Below are 18,943 nucleotides of genomic sequence, written 5' to 3' on the forward strand. Positions count from 1 at the left end.
TTATCGTGGAAAGAAGTTTATCTATGGAGTTAGTACGTGTAACAGAGGCTGCAGCTTTATCATCAGCGCGTTGGATGGGGCGCGGGAAAAAGGATGAAGCAGATGGTGCAGCAACATCAGCTATGCGTGATGTATTTGATACAATTCCGATGAAAGGTACAGTTGTAATTGGTGAAGGTGAGATGGATGAAGCACCAATGCTATATATCGGAGAGAAATTAGGTACAGGATATGGACCACGTGTAGACGTTGCGGTTGATCCTTTAGAAGGGACAAACATCGTAGCAGCTGGTGGCTGGAATGCTCTTGCTGTTATTGCAATTGCAGACCACGGTAATTTGTTACATGCCCCTGACATGTACATGGATAAAATCGCGGTTGGCCCAGAAGCAGTCGGGGCGGTCGACATTGATGCGCCTATTATTGATAACTTACGTGCAGTTGCGAAAGCAAAAAATAAAGATATTGAAGATGTTGTAGCGACAGTTTTAAATCGTCCACGTCATCAAGAAATTATCGAAGAAATTCGTAAAGCTGGTGCTCGCATTAAATTAATTAATGATGGAGATGTAGCTGGAGCAATTAATACAGCATTTGATCGTACAGGTGTAGATATTTTATTTGGATCTGGTGGAGCACCTGAAGGTGTATTAGCAGCAGTTGCTTTAAAATGTTTAGGTGGAGAAATTCACGGAAAACTATTGCCACAAAACGAAGCTGAATTAGCACGTTGTAAAAAAATGGGCATAGAAGACATTAATCGTATCCTTCGTATGGAGGACTTAGTAAAAGGTGACGATGCAATCTTTGCAGCAACAGGCGTAACAGATGGAGAACTATTACGCGGTGTTCAATTTAAAGGTAGCGTAGGAACAACGCAATCCCTTGTTATGCGCGCAAAATCAGGCACAGTACGCTTCGTGGATGGACGTCATAGCTTGAATAAAAAACCAAACTTGGTTATTAAATAAAAAGCGTAAGCAGCTCGTTCAGAATGGGAGGGGGATGGAGCTTCTGACGTAGAGGCGCTTTTTGCCTCGTAGGAAGACGCGAAGCCACCGACCATTCTAGCTGTTGAAGCTGGAACTAAATTAAATAAGAAGCGAAGACAAATTTTCTTGTCTTCGCTTCTTGTATTTGTGTTCCAACGTATTGATTAAAACTAGATAAAAGGGTTACAATAGTGAATATTACCCTACTTGAACTTATTGCCTTTCATTATTAATTATTTGCCTTCCGTATTTTTTCCCTTTACCCATGAAAAAAGAGAATAACGTTAAAGTGTGGTGTCTGAATGAATTTGTCAATTGCAGCATTAGAAAACATGAAATTAAAAGAGTTATACGAGCTTGCGAAAGAATTTAAGATTTCGTATTATAGCAAGTTAACGAAAAAAGAGTTAATTTTTTCTATTTTGAAAGCTCGAGCAGAAAAAGAAGGTTTCTTTTTCATGGAAGGTGTATTAGAAATTATTCAATCAGAAGGATTTGGATTCCTACGTCCTATCAACTATTCTCCAAGCTCAGAAGATATTTATATCTCAGCTTCGCAAATTCGTCGTTTCGATTTACGTAATGGAGACAAGGTTTCTGGTAAAGTACGACCTCCGAAAGAAAATGAACGCTATTTTGGGTTATTACAAGTTGAAGCTGTAAATGGAGATGATCCAGATTCAGCAAAAGAGCGTGTGCATTTCCCTGCATTAACACCATTATACCCAGATCGCCAAATGAAATTGGAAACGGAACCGAAAAAGTTACCGACACGCATCATGGATTTAATCGCACCAGTTGGATTTGGACAACGTGGTTTAATTGTTGCGCCTCCAAAGGCTGGTAAAACAAGTCTATTAAAAGAAATCGCGCACAGTGTTACAACAAATCATCCGGAAGCAGAATTAATTGTACTTTTAATTGATGAGCGTCCAGAGGAAGTAACAGACATTGAACGTTCTGTTAAAGGGGATGTTGTAAGTTCTACTTTTGATGAAGTACCAGAAAATCATATTAAAGTAGCTGAGCTTGTGTTAGAACGTGCGATGCGTCTTGTAGAGCACAAGAAAGATGTTATCATTTTAATGGATAGTATTACCCGTTTAGCTCGAGCTTACAACCTCGTTATTCCACCAAGTGGTAGAACATTATCAGGCGGTATCGATCCAGCTGCCTTCCATAGACCGAAGCGTTTCTTTGGAGCTGCGCGTAATATTGAAGAAGGCGGTAGCTTAACAATTTTAGCAACAGCCCTTGTTGATACAGGATCCCGTATGGACGATGTTATTTACGAGGAATTTAAAGGAACTGGAAATATGGAACTTCACTTAGATCGTTCATTAGCTGAACGTCGTATCTTCCCGGCGATCGATATTCGTCGTTCTGGTACACGTAAAGAAGATCTATTAATTCCAAAAGAACATTTAGACAAGTTATGGGGCATTCGTAAAACAATGCGTGATACACCAGACTTCGTTGAAAGTTTCTTACGTAAGCTTCGTCAAACGAAGACAAATGAAGAGTTTTTACAAAACATTGTTGCAGACTCGAAAAGGTATGTAACAACTAAGTAAAGGGAAAAAATCAGGACTCGCTTATTTTATAGTAAGCGAGTTTTTTATGCTGTTTAGGTGATATTAAAGAGGGAAATAAGTGGAAGAACTTGAGTTAGTCAGAGCTGGATGAGCCGCTTCAGCAGTTAAAATTTTTAGTCATTTCGCTCTCTTGCATGAAGCAAAGAGCGCTTCAAGGTCGAGAGTTTAAAGTGCCCTGCGATTCTGAACGAGCCGCTTCTGCTTTTAAAATGTATCCAGTTCCGACGGCTAGCTCTTCGTGTCTAAGAACCTCCCGCATTAAAGGTAAAAAGCACCTTTTATGGGAGAGAACCTTAGCCAGTCAGAGCTGAACAAGCCGTCTCCACTTTCAATTTAATATCCAGCTCCAGCGGCTAGAATCTCCGGTCATTTCACTCTCTCGCTCGAAGCGAAGAGCGCTTCAAGGTCGAGAGTTCCAATGCCCTGCGATTCTGAACGAGCCGTCTCCACTTTAAGATAATATCCAGTTCCGGTGGCTAGCTCTTCGCATCTAAGAACCTTCCGCCCGAAAGGTAAAAAGCACCTTTAGGGCGAAAGAACCTTAGCTGGTCAGAGCTGAGCGAGCCACCTCCACTTTCAATTTAATATCCAGCTCCAGCGGCTAGAATGGTCGGTGGCTTCGCGTCTTCCTACGAGGCAAAAAGCGCCTCTACGTCAGAAGCTCCATCCCCCTCCCATTCTGAACGAGCCGCTTGCGCTTTTAAAATTAAAAAGACAAAAACAGGTAGTTGCAAAATGAAGTTAGCCTTGTTATAATTTCATCATATGTGTTTCATCAATATAGTTGTGTATGCAGCTGAAGATGAAAAACTCTGTTTCGAAAATGATTCAGGGCGGAAGGAGATGAAAAGAATGAAAGCAGGAATTCACCCAGATTACAAGAAAGTTGTATTCATGGACACAAACACAGGCTTCAAATTCTTAAGCGGATCTACTAAAGGATCTAACGAAACTGTTGAGTGGGAAGATGGTAACACTTATCCATTACTAAAAGTTGAGATCAGTTCTGATTCTCACCCATTCTACACTGGACGTCAGAAGTTTGCTACTGCAGACGGACGCGTTGACCGCTTCAATAAGAAATACGGTCTTAAGTAATAAAAACATAAAACAGGCAAGTGTATGTATTCGCTTGTCTGTTTTTTTTGCGAAAATATTATACCTTTACCCTACTTTTAACTGAAAAGTAGATGAAAGGAGAGCTTCATGTACTTAATAAATCAAAATGGCTGGATTGAAGTGATTTGCGGTAGTATGTTTTCTGGCAAGTCAGAAGAGCTAATCCGCCGTGTGCGCCGTACGCAATTTGCAAAACAACATGCAATTGTATTTAAACCATGTATTGATAATCGATATAGTGAAGAAGATGTTGTATCACATAACGGATTAAAGGTAAAAGCAGTTCCTGTTTCAGCTTCAAAGGATATATTTGAACATATTACAGAAGAGCTGGATGTTATTGCAATCGATGAGGTGCAATTTTTTGATGGGGACATTGTGGAAGTGGTGCAAGTATTGGCAAATCGTGGCTATCGTGTCATTGTAGCTGGTTTAGACCAAGATTTCCGTGGTCTACCATTTGGACAAGTTCCTCAGCTGATGGCGATTGCTGAACATGTGACAAAACTACAAGCAGTATGTTCTGTATGTGGATCTCCAGCAAGTCGTACACAACGATTAATTGATGGAGAACCAGCGGCATTTGATGATCCAATTATTTTAGTTGGAGCTTCAGAATCGTATGAACCACGTTGTCGTCATTGTCATGCAGTACCTGCAAACAAAGATAAGTAAAACTCGCTGCGCAAGGCGGGTTTTTTTCAAAATAGAGAGAATGAGCGGTGTGAGCCGCTTATGCTTTTAAATATATCTAGTTCCGGTGGCTAGCTCTTCGCATCTAAGAACCTTCCGCCCGAAAGGTAAAAAGCACCTTTAGGTCGAAAGAACCTTAGTTGGTCAGAGCTGAAAGAGCCACCGCCACTTTTAAATATATTATCTAGCTCCAGCGGCTAGAATCTCCGGCCATTTCGCTCTCTCGCTCGAAGCAAAAAGCGCTTCAAGGTCGAGAGTTGAAAGTGGCCTGCGATTCTGAGCGAGCCGCTTGCGCTTTTAAATATAATTTGCGTTTTTTTGAGTAAGTACCATATACTATTTGTATTAGATACTAGGATGTAGAGGTGAATGATGTGTTAGATCGTTTGCAAGCTGTAGAAAATCGTTATGAGAAGTTAAATGAATTGTTAAGTGATCCAGCGATTATTAGTGATTCAAATAAGCTTCGTGAATATTCAAAGGAACAGTCTGATATACAGGAAACGGTAGAGGTGTATCGTGAGTATAAGGATGTTCGTGAGCAATTAAAAGATGCGAAAGCAATGTTAGAAGATAAGTTAGACGCAGAAATGCGTGAAATGGTAAAAGAAGAAGTTTCTGAGTTAGAATCACAAGATAAAACATTATCAGAGCGTCTGAAAATTTTACTTGTTCCAAAAGACCCTAATGATGATAAGAACGTTATCGTTGAGGTTCGTGGAGCTGCTGGTGGAGACGAGGCAGCTTTATTTGCTGGTGACTTATACCGTATGTATAGCCGTTACGCTGAGGTACAGGGCTGGAAAACGGAGATTATTGAGGCTAGCTATACAGAGTTAGGTGGATATAAAGAGATTATCTTTATGATTAATGGTAAAGGTGCTTTCGCGAAGCTGAAATTCGAGAATGGTGCTCACCGTGTACAACGTGTTCCTGAAACGGAATCTGGTGGACGTATTCATACATCTACAGCAACTGTAGCTGTATTACCAGAGGCAGAAGAAGTAGAAATTGATATTCATGAGAAAGATGTTCGTGTTGATACATTCGCTTCTAGTGGACCTGGTGGACAGAGCGTTAATACAACGATGTCAGCGGTGCGTTTAACGCATTTACCGACTGGTGTAGTTGTATCTTGTCAGGATGAGAAATCACAGATCAAGAATAAAGAAAAAGCGATGAAAGTATTACGCGCACGTGTTTATGATAAGTTTAGACAAGAAGCGCAAGCTGAGTATGATCAAAACCGTAAACAAGCTGTTGGTACGGGAGATCGTTCAGAGCGTATTCGTACGTATAACTTCCCGCAAAACCGTGTTACAGACCATCGAATCGGTTTAACGATTCAAAAGCTAGATCAAATCTTACAAGGTAAGTTAGATGATTTCATCAATGCCTTAGTGATGGAAGATCAGGCTCAAAAGATGGAGGCAGCTGAGTAATGCGTGTCTATGAAGCCCTGAAATGGGCTTCTTCTTTTTTACAGGAAAATGGACGAGATGAAAATGCGGGAGAAATTGTCCTTTGTCATGTATTAAAGGTGAACAGAACAGGATTACTTATGAATATGCGTGAAGAAATAACTGAGGATCAAGAGAAAAGCTTTACGGAGTTTATCCACAAGCATGTAGAAGGTATTCCTATTCAATATATGATTGGTTATGAAATGTTTTATGGACGGTCTTTCTTTGTGAATGAAGAAGTATTAATACCAAGACCGGAAACAGAAGAGCTTATAGTGGGAGTATTAGAAAGAATCGAGCGCCATTTTGGTGATGAGAAACTACATGTAGCAGATATAGGTACAGGTAGTGGAGCGATTTCTATTACGCTTGCTTTAGAAAATGAAAATCTTCATGTTTATACAGTAGATATTGCACAAGAGTCGATTGAAGTTGCAAAAGAAAATGCAAAAGCTTTAGGTGCAGAAGTAACGTTCTATCACGGTGATTTATTGTCACCATTTCATAAAACGGGTCAAAAGCTAGATGTTGTTGTTTCAAATCCGCCATATATACCGGAAGAGGATTGGCGTGGTCTTTCTCCTGTTGTGAAAGAGCATGAGCCGAAGAGAGCACTTGTTGGTGGTGAAGACGGATTAGATTTCTATCGCCGTTTTATGGAAGAATTGCCGAATGTGTTGCAGAAGAAAGCGATTGTGGCGTTTGAAATTGGAGTAGGACAAGGTGAGGATGTAAAAAGATTGTTACAACAAGCTTTTCCACATGCTCATGTTGAGGTTGTTTTCGATATTAACGGAAAAGATCGTATGGTATTTGCAGAGATGGAGTAAGGTTCACACCTTACTCTATTTTTTTGTGGAAAAATTCATATAGATTTTGAATTTAATAGTTTAGAAAGATGAAAGTCTGTCCACACTGTTTGTAGAAGGGACGGTGGAGGAAATGAAAAAACAAGTTATTGCTTATCTTCTTATACTATTAATTGGTGCACAGTTACTTGTGCAGTTTGGATATATGAAAGCTGATGCGAAAGGGCCTTCAGTTATTCCGAAAGAGGCCGTTCGATTACGAATTTTAGCAAATAGTGATTCAGATAAAGACCAGGCATTGAAACGTAAAGTGCGTGATGAAGTAAAAGCACAAATTGATGGGTGGGTAGCGGATTTAACTTCATTTGAAGAGGCACGCAAAGTAATTCAAAGTCATATTCCAGAAATCGAGAAAACGGTGGAAAATACGTTAAAAAGAGAAGGAAGTAAAGATTCATTTCAAGTGAAATTTAGTAAGAATGTAAAGTTTCCTACAAAGGTATACGGGAATTTTATTTATCCAGCAGGAGAATATGAAGCAGTATTAATCACAATTGGAGAAGGTGAAGGGGCGAACTGGTGGTGTGTATTATTTCCACCAATGTGTTTCTTAGATTTTTCGAGCGGGACAGCTGTAAGAAAAGAAGAGCACGTTGTGAAGGCGGAATCTCCTGAAGAGGAGCAGGTGAAACAACTAGATGAGGAAGTAATAGATAAAGAAGAGAAGAAAGTAGATAAGGTAAAAGAAACGAAAGCTGTAAAGCAGGAAGTAGTAAAAAAAGTAACAGCTTCTGAAAAGAAAGTAGTAAAAAATGAAACAAAAGTCGAAGAGCAGCCTGTAAGTAAAGAAGAAATGAAAACTGTGGAAAAAGTGGAGAAACCTGTGGAGAAAAAACAAGAAAAGCAAAATGAGTATGTAAAAGTAGAAGAGGAAGAAGAAAAGCCAGAAGTTAAATTGTTTATTGTAGAAGCTTTTACATCTTTATTCTCTAAATAGTACTATTAATAAATCCCTCTTCATATATAAAAATGAGGAGGGATTTATTATGAAGAAAGTGTATTTTGCTACGAAAGCAGATGTGGAAAGATTACATTCTTTTTTCGGACAAGCTAATAAAAAAGATGATAAAATAAATGAGTTGTACGCACAATTTATGATTTTGGAAGAGGCGGAAGAAATACGAGCTGTAATTGGTTATGAACAAAGTGGGGAAGATGTGCTTATTCGTTCTTGTTTATTCACACCTCATGTGGATAAACAGACTTTCTTATATTTTTTTGAAATGTTTTTGCAGTATATGAAAGAAAAAAGTGTTCAACAATTGTACTTACTAACAAATCATCCACAATCTGTACCGATCTTTCAGTTCTTTGACTTTTTTACTATAGAAAAGGATGAGGTTTCAGAGGGAATTCAACAGCTAGAACATTTTTGTAAAAATATAAAAGAGCAGAATGCAATAATACTAAATTGTCAGCTATACACAAAGTTATCCACGGATTAATTAGGTTTATCCACATTTTGTGGATAAACCTTGTTTGTCTTTTGGATAAATCTCATAGTAAACTAAAAATAGACAAGTATTTAAGGGTAGAAAAGGACGTGGAAAAAAATGCATACAAATATGTGGGTTGTGGATAATGTTGTGGAAAGAAAAAAATATTATCCACAGTTACAAGAAGCAGCAAAATTATTAAGAGAAAATGAGGCGGTGGCTTTCCCTACGGAAACAGTCTATGGGTTAGGTGCAAATGCGATGAACGATGAAGCAATCGCGAAAATTTTCGAAGCGAAAGGAAGACCGAGTGATAATCCACTCATTGTCCACATAGGTACAAAATCTCAGTTAGATGGGATTGTGAAAGAAATTCCACCAGTTGCAGAGAAGTTAATGGCGCATTTTTGGCCAGGACCATTAACAATTATTTTGCCGAGAAAAGAAGGGATTTCAGAGAAGGTGACGGCAGGACTTAATACGGTTGGAGTAAGAATGCCGGATCATCCAATTGCACTTGCTCTTATTGAAGAGGCGAATGTACCTGTTGCGGCACCAAGTGCGAATCGTTCAGGGCGTCCAAGTCCAACATTAGCTTCTCACGTATATGAAGATTTGAATGGGAAGATTGCAGGTATTGTTGATGGTGGTGCAACTGGAGTAGGCGTTGAATCAACTGTAATTGATTGTACAAGCGCGGTTCCAACAATATTACGTCCAGGTGGGATTACGAAAGAACAATTAGAAGCGGTGATAGGTACGGTTTCTTTAGATCCAGCTTTAAAGGATGAGAAGGAAAAACCGAAATCACCTGGAATGAAATACACACATTATGCACCGAAAGCACCACTTAGTATTGTTGAGGGTTCACGTGAGTTTATTCAGCATCTTGTGGATGAGAAAAAGGAAGAAGGATTTAAAGTAGGCGTATTAACGACAGAAGAGTATCAGCATGTATATAGTGCAGATGTTATATTATCTTGTGGTGTTAGAAGTGACTTAGCTATTGTTGCGACTAAATTATATGATGTACTTAGAACATTTGATGCAAGTGAAGTGGATGTTATTTTTAGTGAGTCATTTCCTAATGAAGGAATAGGGAATGCAATTATGAATCGTTTAACAAAAGCGGCAGGACATCATATTATTATTGAATGATAAGGTAAGATTAGCAAACAGAATATTTCTCCTTGGATAAGCATATTGTGAAGTAGCACGTCCAAGGAGGGGCATGAATGACGTTTGAACAGCTAATACCTTTAATAATTATGGCGTTCGCCTTAGGGATGGATGCGTTCTCGGTGAGTCTTGGTATGGGGATGATGCCCCTAAAGTTAAGACAAATCCTGTATATTGGTATGACGATAGGGATATTTCATATTATTATGCCGTTTATAGGAATGGTACTAGGTCATTTTTTATCAGAGAAGTATGGAGATATCGCACATTTTGCGGGTGCTATTTTATTAATTGGACTAGGGTTTTATATCGTATATTCGACCATTTTACAAAATGAAGAGACTAGAACAGCCCCTATTGGAATTGGTTTATTCGTATTTGCATTTGGCGTCAGTATAGATAGCTTCTCAGTAGGACTTAGTCTTGGTATTTATGGGGCACAAACAATTATTACGATTTTACTTTTTGGATTTGTTAGCATGTTATTAGCGTGGATGGGTTTATTAATTGGGAGACATGCGAAAGATATGCTCGGTACATATGGTGAGGTAGTAGGTGGTATCATTTTGGTTGGGTTTGGATTATATATCCTTTTTCCTATATAATTTTATGTAGGAGGGAATTATGAACAAGCTATTGGAATGGTATGTTAAATTTTTAACCTTCTATCCTCGATGGCTAAGAAGACTTATAATTTGGGGTATTATTTTGCAAATTTCGATGTTAGGTTGGATTAAGTTAATTCGTGAATGGTGAGATAGTTCCTTTCTGTGAATATTTTGTTTGTACTATATTTATTGCGCTAAAAATTACAGATATAGAAAGGATGAGATGAATGACGAGATTGAAGCAAGTTTTTGGTATTATTATTAGTTTTTTTGTTTTTTGGTTTAGTATGCTCGGTGTACAAATGTTTGCTGAGTTTTTAGATATTGAGTCATTGAAATTTGTTGCGGGAAAGACTGAGGCGGCGCGTGCCTTTTACTCTCCGTACCCGTTTTTAATTGTTTTTCTTATTACATTGCTTTCCCTATACTTCTTCGTAATTAAGCTAGGGAAGCCGAAAAAAGAGAAAATGCCTACTTTAGAGGAAAAGAAGGAAGAATTACAATGAGAAAATCCCCTGCTAAAAAGCAGGGGATTTTATATTTGAGTGATGGGAGGAATCTAGCCGCCTTGCTTTTAAATATATCCAGCTTCAGCGGCTAGAATGGTCGGTGGCTTCGCGTCTTCCTGCGAGGCAAAAAGCGCCTCTACGTCAGAAGCTCCATTCCCCTCCCATTCTGAGCGAGCCGCTGCCGCTTTTAGATATTATCCAGTTCCAGTGGCCAGCTCTTCGCATCTAAGAACCTCTGCTACTCAAGGTAAAAAGCACCTTTTGTGCGAGAGAACCTTAGCTGGTCAGAGCTAAACAGGCCACTTCCACTTTTAAACTGGCCTAACCAATTCAAATTGTTCTCCTAATTTTGCATAGTTGTGTCCTGCTAAGCGGCTTATTGGTTTGAGTCCTTCGGCGTGAATGCGCCCTTTTTCATATAGATGTTCGGCAATGTGGAAACGAACGACGCGTCCAATTAGTAGATCACAAGCTGGTGAGTCTTCCGTTCCGCCAAGTGGAATTGCACGTTCTAATACGCATTCCATTCGAATATTTGCTTCTTTTATACCTGGAACAGAGATGACTTCACTTTTGATTGGTGTTAGTTTTGCTAGTTCAATTTCACTTTCATTTGACGGGAGGTTAGCTGCTGTTTCATTAATTGCTGCTACATATGATTCGTCAGAAATATGTACAACAAATTCTCCTTTTTCAATTGCGTTTCGGGAAGTGTCCTTTCTTTCTCCAGCTTTTCGTTGTACAGATACTGAGATAAGTGGTGGATTAGCAGCGACAATATTGAAATAACTATATGGCGCTCCGTTTAATACACCGTCTTTTGTTACAGAAGTAACGAATGCTACAGGACGAGGGATGATACTTCCAGTAAGTAATTTGTAATTATCTTTTTCAGTTTGTTCATCTGGATTAATGGATAACATGCTTGTAATCCCCTTTCTAAATATGAATACTTATTGTTTGTTTACAAGATAACGATGAGAAAATCCTGCTGGAAATAATATTTTGTTTCATAAAAAGAACTTACTTCAATTGTAATGAAGTAAGTTCTTTTTTCAAGAATCTCAAATTTGAGATAAAAATTAAAGTAAAACGTATGCCCCAGGTCCGATTAAAGCTACACCAACAGCGACAGCGATTAACATTAAGTTATATTCATATCCGTTTTGTGTTACCCAGTAACCATTTTTTCCGTGAACAGTGAAGATAGCCATTAACATTGTTCCAACGATAAATAATGAACCAACTACAATGAAAATACCTGATGCGAATAAGAAACCACCTAGTAATTCAGTTGCGCCAGCCATAAATGCCATAAATACACCAGGGCGTAAACCGATTGACTCCATCCAGCCACCTGTTCCTTTTAAACCGTAACCGCCGAACCAACCAAATAATTTTTGAGCACCATGACCCATGAATGTAATTCCTATAATAAGACGAATAATAAGTAGACCGAAATCCATCATTTTTCAAAACCTCCTAAAAGTTATCAACTTACCTTACGTAAGTAATGATAAAATAGTTACTTACTTTAGTCAAGTGGATTTTGAAAAAAGTTTGAATTAAATTTTACAAATTAACAACAAAAAATAAAATGTAGTAAAGACCTCTAGACAAGTTGGGCAAAAAAAGAGAAAATATAAATAGAAGTTAACTTCTAATTGTTATTCAGACAATCAGAATTGACTGGAATTTTGTGAAGCGCTACAATAAGAGTCTATTAGTAATGACGTAATTTATTTCGAAAGCGTTTTTACAGTATAATATTCGAAGTATGAAGTCTTACATGTATCCCGAGCTTTACTAGGGATTGCCCTATAAACTTTTAGGTAAATTATAAGGAGGACTATCCTATGTTTAAAAAATTATTCGGTCTTGGTTCAAAAACAAATGAAGAAACAATCGTAGCTCCATTAACTGGAGCAGTGAAAAATATTGAAGAAGTACCAGATCCAGTATTTGCTGGTCGTATGATGGGTGACGGTGTTGCAATCGATCCTACTGAAGGTGTAGTTGTATCTCCAGTTGATGGTGAAATCGTACAATTATTCCACACAAAACATGCTATCGGAATTAAAGCGAAAAACGGTACAGAAATTTTAATCCACGTTGGATTAGAAACTGTAAAAATGGAAGGCGAAGGTTTCGAAGCTCACGTTTCTGAAGGCCAAGCTGTAAAAGCTGGAGATAAATTAATCTCATTCGACCTAGAATTAATCCGTGAAAAAGCGAAAAGCACAATTACTCCAATTGTTATTACAAACACAGATGCAGCTGAGTCTATTAAGACAACTGTAGGCGTAGCAGCTACAAAAGGTTCAACAGAAGTAATGAAAGTTACAATGAAATAATTGCTATATAAGAGGAATCCGTTTCGTATGAAATGGATTCCTTATTTTTGTTGTATGTTCAGCAGGTATGTTAAAATACTCTAGGCACTTGGAAATAGGGCTTCACATATATGTGGATAAGGCGCATTTTTCTTAGAAAAAATATAAGAGAAATGCGCCTTTTGTATATTCACATTTCTTTTGTTCTATTCTAATGTAAGTTATGATGAGTGATAAGAAATGGAATATAGGGGTGGGTTTGAATGAAACGAGTGTTATTTGTTTGTACTGGCAATACATGTCGTAGTCCAATGGCTGAGGCGTTGCTTCGTCATCACGGAGGAGATAAGTTTGAAGTGCAATCTGCTGGTGTTTTCGCCTATCCTGGGAGCGATGCATCGGTACATGCGAAGGAAGCTTTAGCTGAAAAGGGAATTGCAATCGATCATGCCGCGCAGCAGGTAAACGAAACTTTGATTGGTTGGGCAGATATTGTAGTAACAATGACGGAAAACCATAAGCAAATTGTCCTTGGGCATTATCCGAGTGTCGAAGAGAAAGTAGATACATTATATGGAGTAGCTGAGGGAATAAGTAAGGATATTTCAGATCCATTTGGCGGATCACTTTCTATTTATAAAGAAACGTTAGAAGAGATGGAAAAACTTGTACAAACTTTACTGAAAAACCATTCAGAAGGTTGATGTTTCGTGTATAATACGATATTGGAGATCACTTCGTCCCATTAAAGGATCGAGTGAGAAATGAAGATAATGGATTGAAACTTTGGAGGGGTAAAAATGAAAGTAGTAATAGCATCTGATCACGGCGGTATGAATATCCGCAAAGAACTTGTAAGTTTATTAGAAGAGTTAAATATTGAATATATTGATTTAGGTTGTGAATGTGAAGCTGGTTCTGTTGATTACCCTGACTTTGCGTTTCCAGCAGCTGAAATGGTAGCGAATGGTGAAGTAGATCGTGGTATTTTAGTTTGTGGGACAGGCATTGGTATGTCAATCGCAGCAAACAAAGTGAATGGTATCCGTTGTGCGTTAGTTCATGATACTTTCAGCGCGAAAGCAACGAGAGAGCATAATGACACTAACATGCTAGCAATGGGCGAGCGTGTAATTGGTGCTGGTCTAGCGCGTGATATTGCGAAAATCTGGTTAACAACTGACTATGAAGGTGGTCGTCACGAAAACCGCGTAGGAAAAATTAAAACATACGAAACAAAGTAATAGATTCTAACTATCAGTAGTGTGCAATATAATTTGGTGAACCAACCTGTGAAAGGAAGAGGCGTAATGACAGAAATCGTAAAGGTAAGAGAACAGCTACAAATGTTGCTTTCTGATTTCCAAGAACAAGCTTCATTACAAAGCGGTCAAATTTTTGTAGTGGGTTGTAGCACGAGCGAAGTGCTAGGCGAAAGAATTGGAACATCAGGAACGATGGAAGTAGCAGAGGCGATTTTCTCTGAGTTAAAACAATTTCAAGAGCAAACAGGTATTGAATTAGCGTTTCAATGTTGTGAGCATTTAAACCGTGCTTTAGTAGTTGAGAGAGAAGTAGCGATAAAATATCAATTTGAAATTGTAACAGTTACGCCTGTTAGATCAGCAGGTGGTGCATTGGGGACATACGCGTATCACAATTTGAAAGATCCGGTAGTAGTTGAGTTTATTAAAGCTGATGCAGGAATGGATATTGGTGATACATTTATCGGTATGCATTTAAAGCATGTAGCTGTTCCGGTTCGTACAAGTGTGAAGGAAATTGGAAGTGCGCATGTAACGATGGCCAAAACACGTGGAAAACTAATTGGTGGGGCACGTGCTGTCTATGCGGCAGCGGAAGAGACTACCACTTGCCGTTAAATATGAGAAATTAGGAAGTCATATAGTAACTGTTTATCATAAGATAAAAGGTATGTTGTCTGACTTTATAATAGAAGAAAGAAAAGACCGATTTTCGGTCTTTTTTTTCTTTTATGATATAGAAAGTCATGTTAGAATGTAGTTGAAAACATGAAGGTTCGAAAGAATTACAACCTGAATTTTCGTTTTTTCTGAATAAATGAGAAAAAACTATTGGGAATCGATGTAATTCGTTCAGAAAAGGGGGATTTTGGTGGATCATTTAAAACGTCAAGATGAAAAGGTATTTGCTGCAATTGAGGCAGAACTAGGAAGACAGCGTTCAAAGATTGAGTTAATTGCTTCGGAAAACTTCGTAAGTGAAGCAGTAATGGAGGCACAAGGTTCTGTTTTAACGAATAAGTATGCTGAAGGATATCCTGGAAAACGTTACTATGGTGGCTGTGAACACGTAGACGTAGTAGAAGATATCGCACGTGATCGTGTGAAAGAAATTTTCGGCGCAGAGCACGTCAATGTTCAACCACACTCTGGTGCACAAGCGAACATGGCAGTATACTTCACGATTTTAGAGCAAGGCGATACAGTACTTGGTATGAATTTATCTCATGGTGGTCACTTAACACACGGAAGCCCTGTTAACTTCAGTGGAGTACAATATAATTTCGTAGAATATGGCGTGGATGCTGACTCTCACCGTATTAATTACGATGATGTATTAGCAAAAGCGAAAGAACATAAACCAAAATTAATCGTTGCAGGTGCAAGTGCATACCCTCGTGTTATCGATTTCAAGCGATTCCGTGAGATTGCAGATGAAGTGGGCGCTTATTTAATGGTTGATATGGCACATATCGCTGGTTTAGTAGCTGCTGGTTTACATCCAAATCCAGTACCACATGCACATTTCGTTACAACGACAACACATAAAACGTTACGTGGCCCGCGTGGTGGTATGATTTTATGTGAAGAGCAATTTGCAAAACAAATTGATAAATCAATCTTCCCTGGTATTCAAGGTGGTCCACTTATGCACGTAATCGCTGCGAAAGCTGTTGCATTTGGTGAGGCACTTCAAGATGATTTCAAAACATATGCACAAAATATCATTAACAATGCGAACCGCTTAGCTGAAGGTCTCCAAAAAGAAGGACTTACACTTGTTTCTGGCGGAACAGACAATCACTTAATCTTGATTGATGTTCGTAACTTAGAAATCACAGGTAAAGTAGCAGAGCACGTATTAGATGAAGTTGGTATTACAGTGAACAAAAATACAATTCCATTTGAAACAGCAAGCCCATTTGTAACAAGTGGTGTACGTATCGGTACAGCAGCTGTAACATCTCGTGGTTTCGGTTTAGAAGAAATGGATGAAATTGCGTCACTTATTGCCTATACATTAAAAAATCATGACAATGAAGCTGCATTAGAAGAAGTACGTAAGCGTGTAGAAGCGTTAACTAGCAAATTCCCAATGTATCCAAATCTATAATAGATTGAAGAAGACTGCCGAGACTTAATTGTTTTGGCGGTCTTTTTTGTGGACATATATTATTTTTAAAGTATGTATACAAATGATGAATAAATTTTGGCGATATAATGAAGGATACAGCTCCCATAATTGGTAAAGATACTAGATAGATTCATCGTAAAATCATGATTTTGCCAAATTTGCCCTTGAATATTAGTAGCGTTTTCTTTACAATCGTAAATAGTGTAAAAAAGCGTGCAAACGCATGAATATCATCTAAAGGAGAGATTCACATGGGAAAACTGTATGTATTTGATCACCCGTTAATTCAACATAAGATTACATATATTCGCGATAAGAATACAGGTACGAAAGATTTTCGTGAATTAGTGGACGAAGTAGCAAGCTTAATGGCTTTCGAAATTACTCGCGACCTTCCACTTAAGGACATTGAAATTGAAACACCTGTAAGCAAAGCGACAACAAAAGTGATCGCTGGTAAAAAACTTGGTTTAATTCCGATTTTACGTGCAGGTTTAGGAATGGTTGATGGAATTCTGAAATTAATTCCAGCAGCAAAAGTAGGACACGTTGGTTTATACCGTGACCCTAAAACATTGCAACCGGTAGAATACTATGTGAAACTTCCAACGGATGTAGAAGAGCGTGACTTTATCGTACTAGATCCGATGCTAGCAACAGGTGGTTCTGCGGCTGAAGCAATTAACTCTCTGAAAAAGCGCGGTGCGAAACAAATTAAATTAATGTGTATCGTTGCAGCTCCAGAAGGGGTAAAAGTAGTACAAGAAGAACATCCTGATGTTGATATTTATGTAGCAGCATTAGATGAGAAATTAAATGACCACGGATATGTAGTACCAGGTCTTGGTGATGCTGGTGACCGTTTATTCGGAACGAAGTAAGACAACTGACGAGCAGGGGAGATTCCCCAGCTCGTCTTTTTTTGCTGTAAGCAAGTAGGGGAGGGGGAGAGGATAAATATACATCGTATATACAACATAAGTTGCATACACCTCACATATAATATAGAAGTCTTACGTCTGAGGAACACTATATTATGGAAGAAAAGCGTTATATCTCGAAAATATAATAGTGACAAACTTGTGAACATTTCCTTCTATTATAAAGAGAAAACTGTTAGAAATTGCATATATGTAACCAGTATTTAGAAGGGGAACGTTTTCATTTTTGGGAGGAAATGCCTAATACTCAAATTTTTAGATTTTTTACGATTTCTCGTTGACACTGTTAATACCCTATTGTATGCTAACAACGGGGATAGATGGTAGGGCTTTCAGTGACAAAATTACATCTATTCCGTGACGAAAATGTAAACTTTTTGTTTTGTATAGGATTTATGCAAAAAAATGAGTTATTATTAACACATCGTGAATGAGGGTTACATATTGGAGGGATGAATCCTTGCAAAAAAACGATCGCAGCCATATAAAAGCTTATGCTTTAATGTCAGGTATTCTCGCTCAGTTAGTCGGTTCTATTCTTGTTGGAATCTTTGGTGGGCAGTGGATTGATAATAAGGTTGGAACGTTTCCGTTGTTTCTTATTATAGGGTTATTACTCGGACTAGGAACAGGGGTATACGCAATGATTCGACTCATTCGACATTACTATTCGGGAGAGCAATGATGATAGACGTACATGGACTTGTCCAAAGACAAAAGAAATATATGTACTACTTGCTTGCGCTTCTAGTGCTAGGATGGGGATTTACCTCTTACAAGGATGTATTTCTTGGACTGATTATCGGTACGATTTTCAGTTTTCTTAGTTTGCGCATCATTGCACGTAGAACAGACAAGCTGCTAGATCGCGTAACAAATGGAGAAAACGTGAAGTTCAAGGCAACAGCGGTAAGTACATATTCAAGATTCGCCACGATTGGGTTATTAATTTTATTTGCAGCCAAATATCAAGAGTTAATCGCGATGTGGGGCCTAGGTGTAGGATTGCTGACAGGATACCTTGTCATGATCATAGATTTTCTTTATTTAGAGTATAAGAGCAGGGAAGAGAGGTGAATTACTAGTGGAACACGGTAAATTAGTTGAATTTCTAGGTTTAACGTTCGATTTGTCATCAGTTATGATGGTTACTGTAGCAGCAGTTATTGTTTTCTTAATCGCTGTTATCGGAACTCGCAGCTTAGCTCTTCGCCCAACCGGGATGCAAAACTTCATGGAATGGGTGTTTGACTTCGTGAAAGGGATTATCAATAGTACGATGGACTGGAAAACAGGTGGACGTTTCTTAACGCTTGGCGTTACGCTTATCATGTTTATCATCGTATCGAACTTCCTTGGTTTACCATTCATGTATTCAGCAACTGAAGCTGGCGAACATATTGCATGGTGGAGATCACCAACGTCTGATCCAGCAGTTACATTAACATTAGCCGTGATGGTAGTTACCCTCACCCATTATTATGGAATTAAGATGAAGGGTACGAAAGAGTACGTAAAAGGTTATTTCCAACCTATGAAATTCTTATTCCCATTAAAGGTTATTGAGGAGTTTGCTAACACATTAACGTTAGGTCTTCGTTTATTTGGTAACATTTATGCAGGTGAGATCTTATTAGGATTACTTGCTAAGTTGGGCGGAGCATCAGTCCTTGGGGCAGTAGGTGCGCTTGTACCAATGTTAGCATGGATGGGATTCAGTGTATTCGTTGGATCAATCCAAGCATTTATTTTCGTTATGTTAACGATGGTTTATATGGCTCATAAAGTAAGCCATGACCATTAATAT

24 protein-coding genes are annotated in these 18,943 nt (G+C 38.5%); 22 read left to right on the top strand and 2 right to left on the bottom strand.

Annotation, left to right across the window (positions count from 1 at the left end; translation table 11 throughout):
- Positions 1-5 precede the first annotated feature (5 nt).
- The 12 genes from glpX to CGQ22_RS09350 all read left to right on the top strand — a co-directional run bounded on the left by glpX (position 6) and on the right by CGQ22_RS09350 (position 10,460).
- A complete protein-coding gene (glpX, locus tag CGQ22_RS09300; protein WP_000442340.1) occupies positions 6-971 on the top strand; it encodes a class II fructose-bisphosphatase in 966 nt (321 codons plus the stop codon).
- Positions 972-1,294: 323 nt separating this feature from the next.
- Positions 1,295-2,566 (top strand): transcription termination factor Rho, encoded by a 1,272-nt coding sequence (gene rho / locus CGQ22_RS09305; RefSeq protein ID WP_001053903.1) that lies wholly within the window; start codon positions 1,295-1,297, stop codon positions 2,564-2,566.
- Positions 2,567-3,439: 873 nt separating this feature from the next.
- The gene (locus CGQ22_RS09310; protein WP_000643433.1) at positions 3,440-3,685 is read left to right on the top strand and encodes a type B 50S ribosomal protein L31; all 246 of its coding nucleotides are present in this window, start codon (positions 3,440-3,442) and stop codon (positions 3,683-3,685) included.
- 108 nt (positions 3,686-3,793) lie between these two features.
- The gene (locus CGQ22_RS09315; RefSeq protein WP_000280859.1) at positions 3,794-4,381 is read left to right on the top strand and encodes a thymidine kinase; all 588 of its coding nucleotides are present in this window, start codon (positions 3,794-3,796) and stop codon (positions 4,379-4,381) included.
- Between the two features lie 392 nt (positions 4,382-4,773).
- Positions 4,774-5,841, top strand: coding sequence for a peptide chain release factor 1 (gene prfA / locus CGQ22_RS09320; RefSeq protein ID WP_000887064.1), 1,068 nt, complete (start codon positions 4,774-4,776; stop codon positions 5,839-5,841).
- The gene (prmC, locus tag CGQ22_RS09325) at positions 5,841-6,692 is read left to right on the top strand and encodes a peptide chain release factor N(5)-glutamine methyltransferase (protein WP_001267055.1); all 852 of its coding nucleotides are present in this window, start codon (positions 5,841-5,843) and stop codon (positions 6,690-6,692) included. Before prfA ends, prmC begins: the two co-directional genes overlap by 1 nt.
- 112 nt (positions 6,693-6,804) lie before the next feature.
- Complete coding sequence (gene spoIIR / locus CGQ22_RS09330; RefSeq protein ID WP_002097913.1) at positions 6,805-7,668, top strand: stage II sporulation protein R; 864 nt, start codon at positions 6,805-6,807, stop codon at positions 7,666-7,668.
- A 49-nt stretch (positions 7,669-7,717) separates the two neighbouring features.
- The gene (locus tag CGQ22_RS09335) at positions 7,718-8,176 is read left to right on the top strand and encodes a hypothetical protein (RefSeq protein ID WP_000758439.1); all 459 of its coding nucleotides are present in this window, start codon (positions 7,718-7,720) and stop codon (positions 8,174-8,176) included.
- A gap of 108 nt (positions 8,177-8,284) precedes the next feature.
- Complete coding sequence (locus CGQ22_RS09340; protein ID WP_074593773.1) at positions 8,285-9,325, top strand: L-threonylcarbamoyladenylate synthase; 1,041 nt, start codon at positions 8,285-8,287, stop codon at positions 9,323-9,325.
- Positions 9,326-9,402: 77 nt separating this feature from the next.
- Complete coding sequence (locus tag CGQ22_RS09345) at positions 9,403-9,951, top strand: manganese efflux pump MntP (protein ID WP_089148599.1); 549 nt, start codon at positions 9,403-9,405, stop codon at positions 9,949-9,951.
- A gap of 19 nt (positions 9,952-9,970) precedes the next feature.
- Positions 9,971-10,102, top strand: coding sequence for a hypothetical protein (locus tag CGQ22_RS32410; RefSeq protein ID WP_001037636.1), 132 nt, complete (start codon positions 9,971-9,973; stop codon positions 10,100-10,102).
- Between the two features lie 79 nt (positions 10,103-10,181).
- Positions 10,182-10,460, top strand: a complete 279-nt coding sequence (locus tag CGQ22_RS09350; protein WP_000197472.1) for a DUF3935 domain-containing protein — start codon at positions 10,182-10,184, stop codon at positions 10,458-10,460.
- A gap of 314 nt (positions 10,461-10,774) precedes the next feature.
- Here the strand turns inward: CGQ22_RS09350 and CGQ22_RS09360 are convergent, their stop codons facing one another.
- Complete coding sequence (locus tag CGQ22_RS09360; RefSeq protein ID WP_089148601.1) at positions 10,775-11,386, bottom strand: flavin reductase family protein; 612 nt, start codon at positions 11,384-11,386, stop codon at positions 10,775-10,777.
- Positions 11,387-11,545: 159 nt separating this feature from the next.
- The gene (locus CGQ22_RS09365; protein ID WP_000968616.1) at positions 11,546-11,932 is read right to left on the bottom strand and encodes a DoxX family protein; all 387 of its coding nucleotides are present in this window, start codon (positions 11,930-11,932) and stop codon (positions 11,546-11,548) included.
- Positions 11,933-12,319: 387 nt separating this feature from the next.
- On the opposite strand from CGQ22_RS09365, the gene CGQ22_RS09370 reads away from it, so the two are divergent.
- From CGQ22_RS09370 to atpB, 10 genes are all read left to right on the top strand, one after another.
- Positions 12,320-12,817, top strand: a complete 498-nt coding sequence (locus tag CGQ22_RS09370) for a PTS sugar transporter subunit IIA (RefSeq protein WP_000473665.1) — start codon at positions 12,320-12,322, stop codon at positions 12,815-12,817.
- Positions 12,818-13,059: 242 nt separating this feature from the next.
- Positions 13,060-13,500: a low molecular weight protein arginine phosphatase gene (locus CGQ22_RS09380; protein ID WP_000832367.1), complete on the top strand. Its 441-nt coding sequence runs from the start codon at positions 13,060-13,062 to the stop codon at positions 13,498-13,500.
- A 96-nt stretch (positions 13,501-13,596) separates the two neighbouring features.
- A complete protein-coding gene (gene rpiB, locus CGQ22_RS09385; RefSeq protein WP_000869542.1) occupies positions 13,597-14,040 on the top strand; it encodes a ribose 5-phosphate isomerase B in 444 nt (147 codons plus the stop codon).
- Between the two features lie 66 nt (positions 14,041-14,106).
- Complete coding sequence (locus CGQ22_RS09390) at positions 14,107-14,679, top strand: TIGR01440 family protein (protein ID WP_000136371.1); 573 nt, start codon at positions 14,107-14,109, stop codon at positions 14,677-14,679.
- 253 nt (positions 14,680-14,932) lie between these two features.
- Complete coding sequence (glyA, locus tag CGQ22_RS09395) at positions 14,933-16,174, top strand: serine hydroxymethyltransferase (protein ID WP_000349804.1); 1,242 nt, start codon at positions 14,933-14,935, stop codon at positions 16,172-16,174.
- 272 nt (positions 16,175-16,446) lie between these two features.
- Entirely contained in the window at positions 16,447-17,076 is a 630-nt protein-coding gene (upp, locus tag CGQ22_RS09400) for a uracil phosphoribosyltransferase (RefSeq protein WP_000517539.1), read from the top strand.
- A 380-nt stretch (positions 17,077-17,456) separates the two neighbouring features.
- Positions 17,457-17,570: a DUF4024 domain-containing protein gene (locus CGQ22_RS09405; protein ID WP_000232962.1), complete on the top strand. Its 114-nt coding sequence runs from the start codon at positions 17,457-17,459 to the stop codon at positions 17,568-17,570.
- Positions 17,571-17,596: 26 nt separating this feature from the next.
- Positions 17,597-17,821, top strand: a complete 225-nt coding sequence (locus CGQ22_RS09410) for an AtpZ/AtpI family protein (protein ID WP_001171223.1) — start codon at positions 17,597-17,599, stop codon at positions 17,819-17,821.
- Complete coding sequence (locus CGQ22_RS09415; protein WP_000567600.1) at positions 17,821-18,213, top strand: ATP synthase subunit I; 393 nt, start codon at positions 17,821-17,823, stop codon at positions 18,211-18,213. Before CGQ22_RS09410 ends, CGQ22_RS09415 begins: the two co-directional genes overlap by 1 nt.
- Before the next feature lie 7 nt (positions 18,214-18,220).
- On the top strand, positions 18,221-18,940 hold the full coding sequence (gene atpB, locus CGQ22_RS09420) for a F0F1 ATP synthase subunit A (protein ID WP_000399872.1): 720 nt from the start codon (positions 18,221-18,223) through the stop codon (positions 18,938-18,940).
- Positions 18,941-18,943 lie beyond the last annotated feature (3 nt).

The sequence above is a fragment of the Bacillus sp. M13(2017) genome, from assembly GCF_002218325.1.
GTDB classification, from domain to species: domain Bacteria; phylum Bacillota; class Bacilli; order Bacillales; family Bacillaceae_G; genus Bacillus_A; species Bacillus_A thuringiensis_K.

Coding starts and splice junctions, on each gene's coding strand:
- spoIIR (WP_002097913.1), top strand. CDS start 6,805: ATGAAAAAACAAGTTATTGCTTATCTTCTTATACTATTAATTGGTGCA.
- CGQ22_RS09415 (WP_000567600.1), top strand. CDS start 17,821: ATGATAGACGTACATGGACTTGTCCAAAGACAAAAGAAATATATGTAC.
- prmC (WP_001267055.1), top strand. CDS start 5,841: ATGCGTGTCTATGAAGCCCTGAAATGGGCTTCTTCTTTTTTACAGGAA.
- CGQ22_RS09360 (WP_089148601.1), bottom strand. CDS start 11,386: ATGTTATCCATTAATCCAGATGAACAAACTGAAAAAGATAATTACAAA.
- CGQ22_RS09310 (WP_000643433.1), top strand. CDS start 3,440: ATGAAAGCAGGAATTCACCCAGATTACAAGAAAGTTGTATTCATGGAC.
- CGQ22_RS09365 (WP_000968616.1), bottom strand. CDS start 11,932: ATGATGGATTTCGGTCTACTTATTATTCGTCTTATTATAGGAATTACA.
- rpiB (WP_000869542.1), top strand. CDS start 13,597: ATGAAAGTAGTAATAGCATCTGATCACGGCGGTATGAATATCCGCAAA.
- CGQ22_RS09350 (WP_000197472.1), top strand. CDS start 10,182: ATGACGAGATTGAAGCAAGTTTTTGGTATTATTATTAGTTTTTTTGTT.
- CGQ22_RS09405 (WP_000232962.1), top strand. CDS start 17,457: ATGGTAGGGCTTTCAGTGACAAAATTACATCTATTCCGTGACGAAAAT.
- CGQ22_RS09340 (WP_074593773.1), top strand. CDS start 8,285: ATGCATACAAATATGTGGGTTGTGGATAATGTTGTGGAAAGAAAAAAA.
- CGQ22_RS09380 (WP_000832367.1), top strand. CDS start 13,060: ATGAAACGAGTGTTATTTGTTTGTACTGGCAATACATGTCGTAGTCCA.
- rho (WP_001053903.1), top strand. CDS start 1,295: ATGAATTTGTCAATTGCAGCATTAGAAAACATGAAATTAAAAGAGTTA.
- CGQ22_RS09345 (WP_089148599.1), top strand. CDS start 9,403: ATGACGTTTGAACAGCTAATACCTTTAATAATTATGGCGTTCGCCTTA.
- upp (WP_000517539.1), top strand. CDS start 16,447: ATGGGAAAACTGTATGTATTTGATCACCCGTTAATTCAACATAAGATT.
- CGQ22_RS09335 (WP_000758439.1), top strand. CDS start 7,718: ATGAAGAAAGTGTATTTTGCTACGAAAGCAGATGTGGAAAGATTACAT.
- CGQ22_RS09315 (WP_000280859.1), top strand. CDS start 3,794: ATGTACTTAATAAATCAAAATGGCTGGATTGAAGTGATTTGCGGTAGT.
- CGQ22_RS09390 (WP_000136371.1), top strand. CDS start 14,107: ATGACAGAAATCGTAAAGGTAAGAGAACAGCTACAAATGTTGCTTTCT.
- CGQ22_RS09370 (WP_000473665.1), top strand. CDS start 12,320: ATGTTTAAAAAATTATTCGGTCTTGGTTCAAAAACAAATGAAGAAACA.
- CGQ22_RS32410 (WP_001037636.1), top strand. CDS start 9,971: ATGAACAAGCTATTGGAATGGTATGTTAAATTTTTAACCTTCTATCCT.